Annotated in this window: 15 protein-coding genes; 3 read left to right on the top strand and 12 right to left on the bottom strand. The window is 31.4% G+C overall.

Annotated features, from left to right (window positions below):
• Window positions 1-28: 28 nt before the first annotated feature.
• The 3 genes from gpmI to pyk are packed head-to-tail and all read left to right on the top strand — an operon-like array spanning window position 29 to window position 3,865.
• Window positions 29-1,543: a 2,3-bisphosphoglycerate-independent phosphoglycerate mutase gene (gene gpmI / locus BLQ93_RS04115; RefSeq protein ID WP_092128366.1), complete on the top strand. Its 1,515-nt coding sequence runs from the start codon at window positions 29-31 to the stop codon at window positions 1,541-1,543.
• 9 nt (window positions 1,544-1,552) lie between these two features.
• Window positions 1,553-2,458, top strand: a complete 906-nt coding sequence (locus BLQ93_RS04110; RefSeq protein WP_092128364.1) for a beta/alpha barrel domain-containing protein — start codon at window positions 1,553-1,555, stop codon at window positions 2,456-2,458.
• 3 nt (window positions 2,459-2,461) lie between these two features.
• On the top strand, window positions 2,462-3,865 hold the full coding sequence (pyk, locus tag BLQ93_RS04105) for a pyruvate kinase (RefSeq protein WP_092128362.1): 1,404 nt from the start codon (window positions 2,462-2,464) through the stop codon (window positions 3,863-3,865).
• Window positions 3,866-3,988: 123 nt separating this feature from the next.
• On the opposite strand, the gene BLQ93_RS04100 is transcribed toward pyk, so the two are convergent.
• From BLQ93_RS04100 to BLQ93_RS04045, 12 genes are read right to left on the bottom strand one after another with little or no spacing between them, the layout of a single operon-like run.
• Entirely contained in the window at window positions 3,989-5,914 is a 1,926-nt protein-coding gene (locus tag BLQ93_RS04100) for a polysaccharide deacetylase family protein (RefSeq protein WP_092128361.1), read from the bottom strand.
• Window positions 5,904-6,998 carry a mannitol dehydrogenase family protein gene (locus tag BLQ93_RS04095; RefSeq protein WP_092128359.1) on the bottom strand — a complete coding sequence of 365 codons (1,095 nt, stop codon included), beginning with the start codon at window positions 6,996-6,998 and terminating at the stop codon, window positions 5,904-5,906. Before BLQ93_RS04095 ends, BLQ93_RS04100 begins: the two co-directional genes overlap by 11 nt.
• Complete coding sequence (gene iolB / locus BLQ93_RS04090; protein ID WP_092128358.1) at window positions 6,983-7,726, bottom strand: 5-deoxy-glucuronate isomerase; 744 nt, start codon at window positions 7,724-7,726, stop codon at window positions 6,983-6,985. Before iolB ends, BLQ93_RS04095 begins: the two co-directional genes overlap by 16 nt.
• Before the next feature lies 1 nt (window position 7,727).
• Window positions 7,728-8,936, bottom strand: a complete 1,209-nt coding sequence (locus tag BLQ93_RS04085) for an ATP-grasp domain-containing protein (protein WP_159427485.1) — start codon at window positions 8,934-8,936, stop codon at window positions 7,728-7,730.
• 1 nt (window position 8,937) lies between these two features.
• Window positions 8,938-10,077 carry an FkbM family methyltransferase gene (locus BLQ93_RS04080; protein ID WP_159427484.1) on the bottom strand — a complete coding sequence of 380 codons (1,140 nt, stop codon included), beginning with the start codon at window positions 10,075-10,077 and terminating at the stop codon, window positions 8,938-8,940.
• Window positions 10,078-10,099: 22 nt separating this feature from the next.
• Window positions 10,100-12,151, bottom strand: coding sequence for a glycosyltransferase (locus tag BLQ93_RS04075; protein ID WP_143338681.1), 2,052 nt, complete (start codon window positions 12,149-12,151; stop codon window positions 10,100-10,102).
• On the bottom strand, window positions 12,138-13,043 hold the full coding sequence (locus BLQ93_RS04070; protein WP_092128352.1) for a class I SAM-dependent methyltransferase: 906 nt from the start codon (window positions 13,041-13,043) through the stop codon (window positions 12,138-12,140). Before BLQ93_RS04070 ends, BLQ93_RS04075 begins: the two co-directional genes overlap by 14 nt.
• A complete protein-coding gene (gene pseG, locus BLQ93_RS04065) occupies window positions 13,036-14,049 on the bottom strand; it encodes a UDP-2,4-diacetamido-2,4,6-trideoxy-beta-L-altropyranose hydrolase (RefSeq protein ID WP_092128350.1) in 1,014 nt (337 codons plus the stop codon). The genes BLQ93_RS04070 and pseG overlap by 8 nt, the downstream gene beginning before the upstream one ends.
• A gap of 28 nt (window positions 14,050-14,077) precedes the next feature.
• The gene (locus BLQ93_RS04060; RefSeq protein ID WP_092128348.1) at window positions 14,078-14,890 is read right to left on the bottom strand and encodes a cytidylyltransferase domain-containing protein; all 813 of its coding nucleotides are present in this window, start codon (window positions 14,888-14,890) and stop codon (window positions 14,078-14,080) included.
• Window positions 14,875-15,741 (bottom strand): N-acetylneuraminate synthase family protein, encoded by an 867-nt coding sequence (locus BLQ93_RS04055; RefSeq protein WP_092128346.1) that lies wholly within the window; start codon window positions 15,739-15,741, stop codon window positions 14,875-14,877. The genes BLQ93_RS04060 and BLQ93_RS04055 overlap by 16 nt, the downstream gene beginning before the upstream one ends.
• Window positions 15,742-15,780: 39 nt before the next feature.
• Window positions 15,781-16,335 carry an isochorismatase family protein gene (locus BLQ93_RS04050; protein WP_038572297.1) on the bottom strand — a complete coding sequence of 185 codons (555 nt, stop codon included), beginning with the start codon at window positions 16,333-16,335 and terminating at the stop codon, window positions 15,781-15,783.
• 2 nt (window positions 16,336-16,337) lie between these two features.
• Complete coding sequence (locus BLQ93_RS04045) at window positions 16,338-16,637, bottom strand: hypothetical protein (RefSeq protein ID WP_092128345.1); 300 nt, start codon at window positions 16,635-16,637, stop codon at window positions 16,338-16,340.
• Between the last annotated feature and the right edge of the window lie 56 nt (window positions 16,638-16,693).

The following is a 16,693-nucleotide window of genomic DNA, read 5'->3' as shown; positions in this document are numbered from 1 at the left end:
AATACAAGTAGTATTTAATATTTGGAGGATAGTGTTGAATAGAGTTTTATTGGTTATATTTGATGGTTTTGGTGTTAATCCAAATAGAGCTTATAATGCTGTTGCATTGGCAAAAACGCCTAATTTAGATTACTATTTTGCCAACAATTCACATACAGTAATAGAAGCTTCAGGTATTGCATGTGGTCTTCCAGATGGTCAGTTTGGCAATTCGGAAGTGGGTCATTTAACCCTAGGATCAGGTAGAATACTAAAGCAAGATCTGCTTAGAATTACAGAAAGTTTTGAAAACGGCACTATTAACGAAAACCCCACATGGCAAAAAATTATAAAAGAAAATTCAAATAAACGGTTGCATTTAATCGGTTTGGTTTCTGATGGAGGCGTACATTCCCATATACAGCATATAATTTACCTTATAAAACTCCTTGCAAAAAACAACATTGAGCCAGTTTTACATATGATAACTGATGGCAGAGATACGCCACCAACAAGTGCGCCCATTTATTTAGATATTTTAGAAAAATTATTTAATAAGCTATCAAAAGGTACAATTGCAACTGTAAGCGGTAGATATTATGCTATGGATAGGGCACAAAACTACGATAGAGTAGAAAAGGCATACAAAGCTATTGTAAATCATGAAGGAATGTCTGCAAAAAGTGCAAAAATTGCTATAGAACAAGCCTATGCAAGAGGAGAAACAGACGAGTTTATAACACCCACCTTTATAGAAGGTGTTGCACCAATCCAGAAAGATGAAGCAGTATTGTTTTTTGATTTTAGAGCAGACAGGATGCGTCAGATTGTAAGTGCTTTTGGAAGCAGTGATTTTAAATATTTTAAGCGCAATAATGTATTTAAAGTTTACTGTATGGTAGAATACGATGAAAAATTTGATTTTGATGTGCTTTTTAAACCCATTTTTCCTAAAAATGTACTATCAGAAATCATAAGTAAAGCAGGACTTACCCAATTTCACTGTGCAGAAAAAGAAAAATACGCTCATGTTACTTATTTTTTTAATGGCGGAAAAGAGGAGCCTTTTGATAAAGAAGATAGGGTGATTGTACCATCGCCAAATGTATCTACGTATGATTTAGCACCCCAAATGAGCGCATGCGAAGTGGCAGATCAAACAATTAAAGCTATAAAAAAGCATTACGATTTTATTGTAATAAACTTTGCAAATGGGGATATGGTAGGGCATACGGCTGTGCAAAAAGCTTGCATAATTGCTGTTGAAACACTTGATACACAATTTAACCGCCTGGTAAAAGCTGCTTTAGAAGAAGGATATAATATTTTGCTTACTGCCGATCATGGCAATTGCGACGAAATGGTTGACCCAATAACTGGAGAACCTCACACCCAACACACAATTTATCCAGTGCCTTTTTTGATTATTGGCAAAAAGTATAACCTTAGAACTCAAGGCGGAATTTGTGATATTGCCCCCACGGTTTTGGATTTGTTAAATTTGGAAAAACCATCGGAAATGAGCGGTAAAAGTTTGCTACTAAAACCAACCTACTATATTTAGGAGGTAAAAATGGATGTAAAGGTTCCTCTTGATGTTCCATATGAGCGAAGACAAAGCTACATTAGAAACTTTAATATTATGACGCACGAAACAGGCAGATTAGCATTATTTGCTGGAGATCAAAAAATAGAACACTTAAATGACGACTTTTTTGGACCAAATATTCCAATTGATGATAGTTCACCAGAACATCTATTTAAAATTGCTCAAAATGCAAAAATTGGCGCTTTTGCTTCTCAAATTGGCCTTATAGCCAGATACGGCATTGATTATCCCAAAATACCGTATGTTATAAAAATCAATTCAAAAACAAATCTGGTTAAAAAAGATTTAAAAGATCCGCTTAGTACAGCAATGCTTGATATCGAGCAAATTGATAGGTTTAAAAAACAATCTGGTTTAAATATTGTTGGTGTTGGTTATACGATTTATCCAGGCAGCGAATTTGAATACATAATGCTAAAAGAAGCAGCTCATATTATATTTGAAGCTCATCAGCTAGGTTTGATTGCTATAATCTGGTCTTATCCAAGGGGAAAAAGTGTTGTAGACGAATACGATCCTCATTTGGTTGCAGGTGCTTGCGGAGTTGCAGCGTGCCTGGGTGCTGATTTTGTGAAAGTTAATTTTCCTAAAAAAGAAGGTGTAAATATTTTTGAAGCCTTTAAAGAAGCAGTTTTAGCTGCAGGTAGAACACGTGTAATGTGTGCCGGTGGATCATCAAAAGAACCAAAAGCTTTTTTAGAAGAATTATACAATCAAGTTCACATAAGTGGTGTTCAGGGTGCTGCAACAGGCAGAAACATTCATCAAAAACCGCTAAAAGAAGCAATTAGCTTTGCAAATGCAATTTATGCAATACTTATAGAAAATAAATCTGTAGAAGAAGCCTATAAAATTTATCAAGAGGGTTAGTTTATGTTGATTTTCCCTCCAAATAAGACAAAAATAGTTTGCACAATAGGTCCTGCATCAAAAAACAGAGAAGTCATGGAAAAAATGATGCAAAATGGTATGAATATTGCACGCATTAACTTTGCACATGGCAGCTTTGAAGAACACAGAACAATTATAGAAGACCTAAGAAAAACAGCCAAAAAACTAAACAAACGTATAGTGATTTTAGGTGATTTACCAGGACCAAAAATAAGGGTTGAAGATATTGAACCCATTGAATTAAAAGAAGGTGATAGAATAGTATTATCCAGCAATCCTGAAGGTAATGAAATTGGTGTAAACTTAGAAAACTTTGCAAGTTATTTAAGCTCAGGAACAATTATTTATCTAAATGATGGGTTTTTGCAGCTTAGGGTGGAAAGCATAGAAGGTCAGAAGGTTAAATGTATTTGTTTGATTGGTGGCAAATTATCATCTCACAAAGGCATTAATCTGCCTGGAGTGGAGCTACCTTTAAAAGCTATAGGTGATTTTGAAAGAAAATGCCTTGATTTTGCAAAAAGCGTTAAAATAGATGCAATAAGCATATCTTTTGCGCAAAACAAACAGGATATACTTGATGCAAAAGCCTATTGCGAAAAAATTTCTTACAATCCCTTTATAATTGCAAAAATTGAGCGCTTAAAAGCAATAGAAAATATAGATGAGATACTACAAGAAACAAATGGTATAATGGTAGCTCGAGGTGATTTAGGTGTTGAAACACCAATCGAATCCATAGCAATATTGCAAAAGCAGCTCATACAAAAAGCCAACATACTTGGAAAACCCGTAATTACTGCTACACAGATGCTTGAGTCTATGACAAACAACATAAGACCAACAAGGGCAGAAAGCACAGATGTAGCAAATGCAATACTTGATGGTACAGATTGCGTAATGCTATCAGAAGAATCAGCCGTAGGTAAATATCCAGCAGAATCTGTCTTAATGCTTTCCAAAATTGCCCAAAGCGTAGAAAACAAACGTTATCTTTACCCGATATACGAAACCTTATTTAAAGTACTATCTTCAAAATCGCCAACACTCGAAGATACTATGGCAGTAAATGTTTTTACCACAGTTAAAAACCTAAATCCACTCTTGCTTGTAACGCCAACTACAAGCGGAGCAACTGCAAGGCGTATGAGCCGCTTTAAGCTGCCTATCTGGATACTTGGTGTAACACACAATGAAAATGTAGCGCAAAACTTAGAGTTTTCATATGGTGTCTACCCTGTATATGAACAAGAATTGCCTCAGGACTGGAAAAGTTATATAAAATCACTTATTGGAGAACATGAATCTTCTTTTGTTTTGGTTAGAGGTCCGTCAATTAAAAACCCTGATGCAAACAATTCACTTGAGATTGTAAGGATGAAGTAGATCATTCGCTTACGCTTTAGAATAACATCCCCATCTGTCATTCTGAAGGGCACGAATGTGCCCGAAGAATCTCATTGCCATATTACTGCAGTTATAAAATTACTCAAAGTAATTAAACTGCTTTTAATCAAAAAAAATGCTATATCCTACCTTAAATTCTACTATTGTAGGCTTCAGCGTATCATCAAACTCTTGTACGCTAAAAAATACTCTTGTTAAATACCTATCATGATCAGGACTATTTTGAAGCAATACCAACGGGCTTCCGAAAGTTTTATCAATAAATAGCTTGACTATCAAAGAATTTCTAATCCCAAAAGATAAATAACCATCTGTAACCCCAAGTCCGCCATTTGAGCTTTGCAATATTGATACTGGCAGGTGATGCAAAATAGGCATATCCTTTTCTATAAAAAATTTTTCATTATAGCGACCACCGTTTTTGCAAGAATACCAGAATTTAATATTTTTTTTAATAGGCAAAAGCGTAAATGTAGCCATTCTAATAGATGCTTTTGTGGGTTTTGAAAGTTTTAGAATATCATAAATCGATATCTTTTTTAAAGCAAAATCAACAATCCATATTCTTTCTTCAACCGCCAGGTCAGATAAATAATTTATTCCTTTTATGAAAAATTTATCCTCACCTGTTTTTTTAACTTCTATATTAGAAGTTTCATTTAAATTTGCAATCCTTCCAAAGGAGCAGGATTCTATTGTTGTCGTGCCTGTATAATAATCAGCACCGTGAGATATATAATCAAGCTCCCCATGATTAACGCTACCAAATAAAAGTTTTTTTTCATTTTTGCATACATTTTCAAGCGCAAGACCTTTTTTGGTTAGAAAAGTAGCACTGTATTGTTTTCCTTTTAATAAAATTTTCCCTGAATTATTGTCAAAATCAAGCTCTTTGGCATTTTTTGTTTCTATTTTAAAATCGTTATTGAACTTGCTTAAATAGCTAATCGAGGCATGCCATTTATTTAAAGTTGTATGTGTTCTATAATCGCTTCCCCAAAACTTTAATAAATTTTTCCATGATTCATTGTCAGTTTTGTTTTTAATAGTATCATAACAATTATAACACAATGTATTTATGTAGTGCCCACCAAGACCAGCTACGCTCCATCTGCTTAATGAGTATTTAGGCTGTTTTTTAACAATTATAGGATATACAGGGTTACTCAAATCAAGAGCTATTTTTTTATTTGCAAATTGCAAGACTTCACAAGGCAGTAAAAATTCTCCGTAATTTTTTAAAGCCAAAAAAATCTTTTCTATATTTTTCCATTCGTTTGTATTGATATTGTTTTCTGTATTAAAACGTCCTGGCCTAAAATTAAAAACTTCTAAATCTGAAGAATATATTGGCAAATAACGATAACCTTTTTTTATAAAGCGCTCAATCATGGATAAATAATTTTCTAGTGTATTTTGAGAGGTAGCCGTACGCTGAAATTGCTGAAAAAGGATAGAATTGGTCCAGATAATAGGTATTTGGGTTTTTATCCCTTTTGCTATTGCAGGTGCAAAACCATACGATTCTTGCCAGTAATGTGCGTTGATAGAGTAAGGGTTGTTCCACTCCATACAAATTGCATCATAGAATTCTTTATAGATATCTACCATAGATTTTGAAAATACCTGTTCGTTTAAAAAAGCAACCCTAGGCTTGATTCCCAAAAAATTCTCATAAACCTTCAACCCAAGCTCTTGATTTTTTACATTTACTTTATATGGCACAATTGGACCTATGATTTGCTGATAACCACTTGCAATAACTTCAACCAAACCGCTTTTTGAAAGAATTTTTAGCTCATCTATAAACAATGGGGCAAACTTAGAAAGTTTTTCAAGTGTATAGCCACTGAGCTCGATACCGGTTTTTGTATTAGTTGACTTAACTATTTCAAGCAATGGAAAATAGCTTTTAGCAATAACTTCATTTAGCTGATCTTCATCAATTGATGAAAACGCCAGATTACAATGAAATATGAGGTAAAATTTTGGTTTATTGCTAACCTTTGTTAAAGAATTAATTTTCATGTTTAAAATTCTCAATATAGTTTTCGAAACTTTTTACCCTATCTGGATACATCTTTTTTAGATTATCAAACGCTTTCATAAGTATTTTTGGTTTTTGATTGTATAATTTTTCATAATCCACAATAGTTGTTGCGATACGCTGATAAAATTTTTCATAAGTATTCAAAGCAATATCTTTTAAATTATGCTCAATGTATGGGTTTTTAAATCTATTAATCACAGTCAAATAAAAATCTTCTACAAAATTTTTATCATAGTTTATAGTAGGAAATATCTCATCATAAAATAGCTTATTAATCAAGTTTATATAGTGTTTATCTAAAAAACATTCATAAACTGTATTTTTACCTTCCATATATGCTGTTAGCACCAGAAATGTATGTATACCGTTTAATACCTTTATCTTTATCTGGGCTATTTTGTCTATATCTTTTGTAAAATAAACATTCAAACCCTTATTGTTAAATATTTTTTCTAATAAACTATTCTTGCTTACGTAAAATGCATAATACCTTTCTCTTTCTATATTTAAATTGCTTTCTTTTGTTACAATGCAATCAACAATTGTATTTACAAACTCACATGTCCTTAACACCCAAAATTTAAAACTATCGTTATAATTCTCATCAATTATTTTCAAAATTGTTTGTTTTAAAAACTCTCCGTTATTAGGAATAAGCTCTAACGGTATAATAACAAGCATTTTATTATTATCAAGCTCAAATTTTTTATACAAAAATGATGTTAAAAGCAAAGGGTAACCTCGTTTATCCAAAATACCTTTTTCTGTTGTATTTGAAACAATAAAATCTATACTGTTTGCCAATTCAAATATAACTTTTGTATCTTTTGCCCAAAAAAGATCTTTTATCACGCTTACATTGTCGGTTTGGGTATAATTTATATCTTTTAGTGTAACATTAAATATGCATTTATTATTTTTTAAGTTAGTATATTGTACTTTAGGCGTAAAATAAACTGCAAAAACTTCTGAATTAATATCCGTTTTTGATAGCATCCAATCAAAATAGCCTTTTATAAATTTACCTGTGCCAAATTGTAAAAAAGTTACTTTAAGAGCCATCTGTATTTACTTTGCGTATTTGGCATTAATTTTTTTGAATCTCCAACCAAAACCCATAAATAATAAAGCTCGTATCCAGGCATGGAGCAAACCGGGTGGTATCCTTTTGGTATCAATACAATATCGTTATTTTCCACTACCACGCATTTATCAAGCGATTTATCTTCTGTGTAAATTCTTTGCATACCAAAACCATCAGATGGGTTTAGTTTAAATAAATATACTTCTTCCATTTTTACTTCAGAATTGCTATTTTGATCGTGTTTATGTGGAGGAAAACTTGACCACTCTCCTTTAAAATTTATAGTTTCACCTAAAACTAATTTTACAGAAGGACTGTCTTCGTCTAAAATATCAAATACTTTTCTTCTATAGCCGAGGCTGCCTCTTATATGTTCTTTTATCTGGTCTGGATAGATCACAGAAAATTTTGAGTCTTTATCAATTTTTGTTTTACAAATTGCTACTTCGCATAATGATTTTGGATTTAGCAAAACTCTTGTGTTTCTCGGAATATATATAGCGCTTGCTTTTTCTTCAAAAACATTTTTTCTATTTAATATAAATTCCTTTTCAAAAAAAACGCTTAACTCTCCTGATAATAAAACAATGGCTACCTCAAAATTGGTTTCAAAAATTTCAATTTGTTTTGAAAAATTTAAATGTGATAGCCAGATATTTTTTACAGGCCCATCACTTGCATAAGCTTGCCTGACTTTAAGTTGCATATCAAAAACTCCATGTATAAATCTTTATAGTTTTTTTTGCTAATTCAAATGCATAATTAGCTTGCTCATAAGTATCACCGCTTGTTATTACATAACAAACTCTATGAGCACAATTTTTATACTCAGAAATAGTTTCGCCTTCTTTGATAGTTAAAAAAATTTGATTAACATTTTTAATTTTTAGCGCTTCCTTCACGCCTTCAATTTTTTTTACCAAACCAGGTTTTGGAAAAATCGCTCTGCATAAGCTTACACGCTTTTTGTTTGGAGTATATGTTTCAGGATCTGGAATATCACCAATTGTCAACTGTATGACAAACTTTATAGGTTCCATTCCACTTGATAAAGGCGTGGTATATTGTGAATGGAAACCACCAGAAAGCCTGGCTGCCATTTCTAATATCATAATCTTATTATCTTTTTTTCTAATGATCATATCAGCTTTTGCAGGCGCATTGTTGATTTTTAATGCTAATGCAGCATTTTTTACCACTTCATACATTTCTTCTTCTGTTTTTTTTGGTAAAAATGCAGGATTAACATGTCCTGTTTCTATAGGTAAAGGCAACATATCGTATTCTCTTTTTGCAATACCAAACCTGTATTGTTTGCCATTATAAATGACAGTTTCTACGCTGTATTCTTCCCCTTCCACATACTCTTCTATGAGAGCGGTATGCGTTGTAGACTGCATGAATGCCTCATACAATGCAGCCTCTAAATCTTCGATTCTTTCCAGCTTTTGTGTCCCTCTTGAAGCAGAACTGTCAACTGCTTTTACCATGCATGGTAAACCAATTTTATCTATAGCATTTTTTGCTTCATCAATAGTTTTTACTTCTTTTGCTAAAGGAGTTGGCACATTATTTTTTAACCATAGTTGCTTACTTAAACTTTTATTATTGGAATACCTGGCCGAAAAACTATTTACGCCAATCAAGTTTAGTTGTTCATTAATAGCTGCTGCACTAACTGCATTGTCAGCCGCTGCAAATACGCCTGAAATATTATATTTATATTTATTATTAACTGCAAATCTTAAAAGCGAATCTATATCTTTTGTGTCAATGTCTAAAGCAAGGTCGCAATATTCAAACCCAACTGCATTTTTATCCCTATCAACTGCAATTACAAACAAACCTAATTCTTTTGCTGTTTTTATTGCAGGTATCTGCATAATACCTGCACCAAGTATGATTATTGATCTCATATTATACCTTTGCATAAAGCACAGTGTCACCGAAATCAAACCTATGATGTCCAATATAGAGTTTATATTCTTTTACCCAATCTTTAAGCAATATTGGAATTTTCCATAAATGTTCTGGTTTGTGGTAAATGCAAATTTGAAGTTTTGGTTTGTATTTGGTTATAATTTCTTTAGTACCATATAATGCTTCTAACTCTGCACCCTCTATATCCATCTTTATTAATGTAGGCTTTTCTTTATCTTTAAAAAATTCATCCAGGCTTATTACATCTATTGTTTGGTTTGCTTCATTAAAACTGTCAGTTATCGTACTTCCACGTGTTCCATCAGCTATAAAATGTAATTTATCAGATTGTTTCCAAAGTCCGAATTTGTTGCAAAATATATTATCGTATTTTTTTGTGTTTTCGATAAGTTTGCTGTAGTTTTGATTATCTGGCTCAAATGCGTAAATTTTTTTATAGTTTATGTTTTGCTTTATAATTTCTTCTATTGTATCGCCAATATAGGCACCTGCATCTACTATAATATCATTATCTTCCGGTTTTACTTTTGGATGAAAATATTGATTATATTCGACTTTTGGCATAGGAGGCCAAATTAAATTTTTACCGTAAAATACTCTACCTTTCAAAACTCTAAAATATAAAACTCTTGATGCATCGTCTTCTAATAGATCGAATATTTGTAAATAATTATTCAAATTAAGTTTCAAATGCGATAAAAACCTTTCTTGCGTATTTTCTATTTCCATTGTAGATAAATTATGCATAAAATAACTTACATCAAAATCAAGTTTGTAAAGTAAACCAAATCTTTCTTCAAGTTGCTTTTTTATATCAGTCCACCACACTGAAGCTATTATAACTTTGTTATCGAAAAACAAGATTTCGCTTGGATGTTTTATAATTTTGCCCAAAAACTCTTTTCCTTTTTTATTTATGTCATTATCAACAAAATATTCTACCTTTTTACCTAATTTATCTAAAAATTCTTTTATTTCAGCACCACCAGCACTAGCTCCAAAAATAATAAAATTGTCGTATTTATTAATAAAGTTTTTGCTATTAATTTCGTAGCTTATTAATTCTAAATGAGATTCACCAAATTTTACAATTTCTTCTAATTTTTCTTTCCACACTTTTTTCTCCATTTACAACTAATTAAATTATTAATTTTCTTGTTATTTTAAAATCATAGCTGTTTTTATTTTTTTGTTCTAAGTTATACTGTGCATCCATATACATAGGATTTAAGTCTAAAGCTTGTTCAATCAATTTAAAACCATCTTCCACATTTCCTAATTTTATGTATGCAACACCAATATTGTTATATAAACAACCAAGTTGAACCTTAAATTTCAACAAATCTTTATTCAAAAGTAGATTAAAATATTCTAAAGACTTTTCTACTTTGCCTTCTTTTAGATAAAATGCCCCAAGACAAAACAAAGCATCAGGGTTGTTTGGATTTATATCTAAAGCTTTTTGGAAATATTCTTTTGCTTCTTCAATCTTACCGGTTCTTAAATAAAATATACCTTGTGAACTATAATTTTCATCTTCTTTTTCATAACTGTAACCTACTATCGAAAAGTCCGTTTTATTTAGAGTCAAGTTTGGATTATAATATGGATCACCTTTTTGTAAAATGTCCTGCCATTTTGACTTAAAAAGTGACACTTCTTTATTATAACGCTTTATGGAGTTTTCTCCAGTATTAAAACCTCTTGATTTTGATTCATAGTGATACAAAACTGCATGAGGTGTCCATACAACTAAATAACCTTTTTTTCTTAAACTTAAACATAAATCAATATCATTCAAAGCTTCTGGATAGCCTTCATCAAACCCTTTAATTTCATTAAAAACTTTTTTTCTTACCATCAAACATGCACCGGTTGCTGCTGATAAATTCTGCACTGTAATTAATCTTGTAAAATAACCTGTAGAATCTGAATTTGAATACTTAAAGCAATGCTCTGCTATACCATTTATACCAATTATTATACCAGCGTGTTGAATCGTATTGTTTGGATATAGCAGTTTTGCACCAACTGCTCCTACATCATCTCTTTGGGCAAACATCAGCATTTCTTCAATCCAGTTTGGTGTAATTACTTCAGTGTCGTTATTTAAAAAAAGTAAAACCTCTCCTTGTGAAAATTGCACTGCATAATTATTTATACTTGAATAGTTAAATGGTTTATCCCATACAATTACTTTAATAAATGAATATGTTTTTTCCAAAAATCTGTAGTAATCAAAAATAGATTGTTCTATAGAATTATTTTCTACTATTATAATCTCATAATTTTTATATGTAGACTTTTGAATAATTGACTTAATGCATTTTTCTAAGTCATCTTTGTGGTCTTTATTTGGTATAATTATAGAGATTTTTGGACTATCTGTTATTTTATAGTTAATTTTATACAAACCTAAAACTTTACCATCTAAAACATCACCATCTAGATTTAATCTATTTAAATGCTCCTTTAAAGCTTTTTTGGCAGAATCGTAAGCATAAATTTTAGATTGAGGATTTCGAGAAACTGAATTTTGACTTACTCTCCAATGGTAGAGAATTTTTGGAATGTGTATTATCTTTTTTGCTTTTTCTGTTACCCTGAGTATAAGCTCATAATCTTGAGAGCCTTCAAAACCTTCCTTCAAATATCCAATTTTATCTAAAAGCTTTTTTTTAATTACACTTAAATGGCATACATAGTTACAACTTCTTAAAAAATCTGGGGCAAAATCTGGTTTAAAGTGAGGATCAAAAAACTTTTTCCCGTCTTCAGTTACTTTATCTTCGTCTGAATAAATAAAATCAACGTCTGGATTTTCATTTATAGTTTTTACTACTTCAAACAGAGCATTTTTGGCTAATATATCATCATGATCTAAAAAAGCTGTATAATCACCTTTGCTAATAAAAATTGCTTCGTTTGTATTTTGCGCTATACCTTTGTTTTTCTTTAAATATTTAATTTTAATACGATTATCTTTGTCTGCATAATTATCTAAAATCCTTTTTACATGACTTTGATCACTTGCATCAGCTATACAAAGCTCAAAATTTGTGTAGCTTTGATTTAAAACAGATTCTATCATTTCAATCAAAAACTGTTCTGGTGTATTCCATGTGGGCACTACAACAGAAATTAAAGGCTTAAATGAAAAAATTAAATCTTGTGTGTTACTTTCTTGCATAAATTACTACCTCTCTGCCAATATTCAATTGCGCTAAAGATTTATAAAGATCTCTTTTTAAATTATTAAACCCAGCGTTTTGTAAATTTTTTTCAAAATTTTTTCTTTTTGTATGGCATAATCTGCCTAAACTGTCATTTCCCACATAATTATCTCCCATAAGTAAGAAAATATCTATCGGAAATGATGTTTCTTTTAATACAATATCAAAACCTTGTTCTCTTAAAAGTTTTTCAAGTGAATTAAAATCAAAATAATTAATATGATGCGGTAGTGCTACCCACCATGGAGAAAAATTACAAGCTTTTTTTAAAGCAAGTTGAAATGGATTATAATCGTTTGGTACAACAATACATACAACACCACCTTGCTTTAAAACCTTTTTTATAGAGGCAATGGTGTTTGCAGGGTCTGGTACGTGTTCTAGTACTTCACTTAAATATACTACATCAAATTTACTGGCTAATTTTTTAGATAAATTTTCGTCAAAAAATCCTTCTATTACATCCAGACCAATTGATTTACAATGATTGATAGATTGAATTGATGGGTCTACACCCAATACACTCCATCCTCTATTTTTACCATAAAGCAAAAAATATCCGCCCCCACAGCCAATATCAAAAATATTGCCTTTATAGCCCAATATTTTTTCAAAACTATCGTATCTGTCTTTAAATACCAAATCATACCAATCTTTATCTTCCAAAAATCTTTCATTAAAAAACTCTACATTTTGATAGTATTTGCTTTTATACATATCTTGCAATTCTCGAGGACTTGGTATAGGTATAATATGTTTAAATCCGCAAATTTTGCAATCAATTACATCAAAATCATTAACACTGTCCAATACTTCTCCATAGTGATTTTGCCATTGTTTTTCACTCACCCAAAACCTCCTTTGCAATACGAAAAGCACCAAGTCCGTCGATACAGTCTTTAGCAGTTTGAGCCATTTTATATCTTAAATCGGCATTTTTTGACAATTTTAAAGCAGCTTTTGTTATTTCTTCTAAGTCTGTCTTGTCATATTCTCCCAAATTTATTGCAAAACCACTTTTTTCAAGCATTGAAGCCGATAAACTATGGTCTTTGCTAATACACAAATAAATTGCAGGCACACCCACACAGGCTAACTCATAAGCACTTGTGCCAAAAGAACAAATTGCAAAATCGCACATATGCATTATTTCAGCCATATTGTCAACATTTTGAAAGACTTTATAATCGTAATTTGCTTTTTTTAAAATCATATCCAAATTTTTTTTGCAAGAAAACAGTGCACCAATAACAATTAATGCTTCAAATTCAACATTTAAATTATTGAGAGCTTTTGCAATTAACGGCGTTATGCATTTTGGATCGCTTGCACCTGCTGCTACAAATATCTTTAACTTTTTGTTTAATGGTTTTGGTTTATTTTTGTACTGCAAAAATTGATCGCGCAAAATCACCCACTCAAACCCAGAATAAAGTTTACCTTTAAAACCTTCCCAGCTAAGATGCCTGACCTGAAATACGGGTGGGTAAAAAACATAATCGCAAACAAGCCTTTTATCTTGAGGATCATCTATGCTTACTATTTTAATATTAAACTTTTGTTTTATCTCAACAAGAATTTCTTTATCAAGCTCATCCCTTATGTCCAAAACTAATATGTCTGCTTTTGATTTTTCAATTGTGTCAATTAGCCATTGTTTGGAATTTTTTTCATCTTTTTCGATTATAGTGTATTGTCCTTTTTGAATGAGTTTTATTGCCTTGAGATTTTTATTTACAGCAAAAGTAATTTGACAGTCTCTTTTTTTAAACTCTTGCGCAAGTGCCAAGCATCTAACCAAATGACCAAAACCAATAGCCCTTGAAGCATTGCATCTAAACAGTACATTTTTCATACAAAATAATATAGCAAAAAGTATTCTTTTAAGGATTATCCTGCCAGAAAAACTTGCCTACTTTTTTTGCGTTTTTCCATATGTCTGTGTATTTAGTTTGTAGTTCAATATTTAGTGGCTTGTGTTGAATATTTTTGTTAATGTTTATAAACTCAGGGTTTGATTTTAAAAGATTAACTATATCTTCTAAATACATAAAATACTTTTGAGTGTATAGCTTTTCATATATTATTTTGTATAGCTCATAGTCTTTTTTTTCATCCAATGTCAATCTGCAGTTTTGCAAAATAAGAGAATCTTTTGGACAAACTTCTACTATGCGAAGCTTATCGGGATTTTGTGTAATGTAGATTGCACCTACATGTTCTTTATTTAAAGCATCATTTGTATTTTTATAAATATAATCAAGTACATCAGCTTTAATAACGCCAGCCCCTTCAAATGCACAACCTAGATTTTCACAATAAATCACATCTGCATCAAACAAACTTAGCGCACTTATTTGATTGTCTATCCAAACAGGACAAATGTGCGGACAATCTGCAGTTATTCTTACTACATACTTTGGTTTTTTTTCGTAAATTATATCCATAAAACGCTCAAGCACATTATCAAGGCTACCTCTGTAATAATTCATTGAATTTGCTTTCAAAAACTCCACAAGCTCATCGTCGCTTTTGTCTTTGGATGTTGCTACGATAACCTCGCTTACATATTTAGAATGCAAAGCTCTATGGTAAACATGCCAGATTACAGGTTTTCCTGCTAAATCAAGCATAACTTTGCCTGGAAGCCTTGTTGAAGACATGCGTGCCTGAATTATAGCTATTGTCTTTTGCATAAACTATCCCTTATACCCCTAAGAGGCCTTAAGCCATCTATTGGATCTGCTCTCCAAAGACGTTCTTTAAACTCACTATCCTGCGGTTCTTTTTTGCCATCACCATCGGCTAAAAATGCATCTTTAACACTTTTTATAAGAGACTCAACCTGATTTGGTAAATAGCAGTGACCCATTTGGTATTCTTTACCTTTGCCGTCTAAATCCATATGAAATTCAACCATTGAAACATCATATTTATGTATAGCCCTATGTATTACGCCAAAATTAACACTGTGATCAGACCATCCAAATTTGATATTTTTAGGCAATGACTCTCTCATTGTTTGTATTGCACTTAAGTTGCAATCCTGCGGCAGGGTAGGGTAATTTGAAGTACAGTGTAAAACTGTCAGATCTGTGCATTGATTATCAAATACTGTTTCCACTGCAAATTTTACCTCATCAAGTGTTGCCATACCGGTAGATATGATCATTGGCTTTTTTGTTTTAGCGCATTTTGAAAGTAAATCTTGCCACAAGATTTCGTATGAAGCAATCTTGAATGCATTGACATACGGCCCTAAAATATCTACAGCATCAAGATAAAAAGGTGTGCATATAAATTTTATATTATTATCCGCACAACATTTAGCAATTTCTGGTATATACTTTTCATTTAACTCCCATTTTTTCCTGTTTCTTAGCTCTTCAAAACACTCCAGTGCTTCTTTGGCAAACAATTCATCAATTTTAAATAATTGAAACTTAACACCACTACAACCAATTTTTGCTGCTGTCTCAATAAAATCAAAACACCGATTTAAGTCATTGTTGTGGTTGCTTGACACCTCTGCAATAAATTCTACCATTCATTTATCTCCGATATAATTAAATTTAGAAACCAAAAATTATTCTTTACCTAAAATTACTTTTTGAAGTTTTTTAAAACTTTCAGTGCCAGCAAATTTTAGCCAGTAAAATACAATAGATTCAGATGGTATTACTTTTGCACCAATTGAATTATAAAACGCAATAGCTGTATTGTAAAATTCTTCTTCTCTTGAAGTTACTGCATCTTTTGCAATTACCACATTGTAGCCTTTTTCTATTAAATCTATGGTTGTTGACAATACGCATATATGAGACTCAATGCCGCACAATACAACTGTTGTTTTACTTGAATCAACTATAAAAGTTTTAATTTCCGGGATTTCTAAGGCAGAAAAACTCATTTTATCAAACCGCTGTACATCAGAAAGCAAGCTTTTTAGTGGTTCTATCGTTTCGCCTAATCCTTTTGGATACTGTTCTGTGTAAAAAATTGGTACATCAAGTTCTTTTGCAGCTTTTATCAAAAGCGAGATATTTTTAGTTGTAGCATCAAGATTCTTCATAACTTTGGCAAGTTTGTCCTGCATGTCAATTACGCATAAAATGCAATTTTCCTTGCTTAAAAAGCTCATCTTCAACCTCCTTGCTTTAAATATTTCATTATGTTTTTTGAGTTTTGGTAAAATTTAATGTAATCTTCCAACAAAGCTTTTTTCTTTTGCTCAACCAAAAATTCAATTTGTGCGTTTTGTTCCAACAATTCTTTAATTTGATCTAAATATTGATTTGTAATTTTTGTTTTATATATTGTTTCAAAAAGTTTATTTCGTTCGTTTAATACACTTAAAAGTTCTTCACCTTTATACTCTTTTTCATTTAATAAATTAATAATTTTGGTGCCATTATCTTTTAAAGCGTTAAATAACTTTTGCATTTTACACCTTTATTTATTATAACTTTATTTGGTATATTTTCAAGTAAGAAACAATA

It is taken from the genome of Desulfurella multipotens, from assembly GCF_900101285.1.
Taxonomy (GTDB): Bacteria; Campylobacterota_A; Desulfurellia; order Desulfurellales; family Desulfurellaceae; genus Desulfurella; species Desulfurella acetivorans.
The sequence above is the reverse complement of the archived record's forward strand: the minus strand, read 5'-3'. Positions and strand labels throughout refer to the sequence as shown.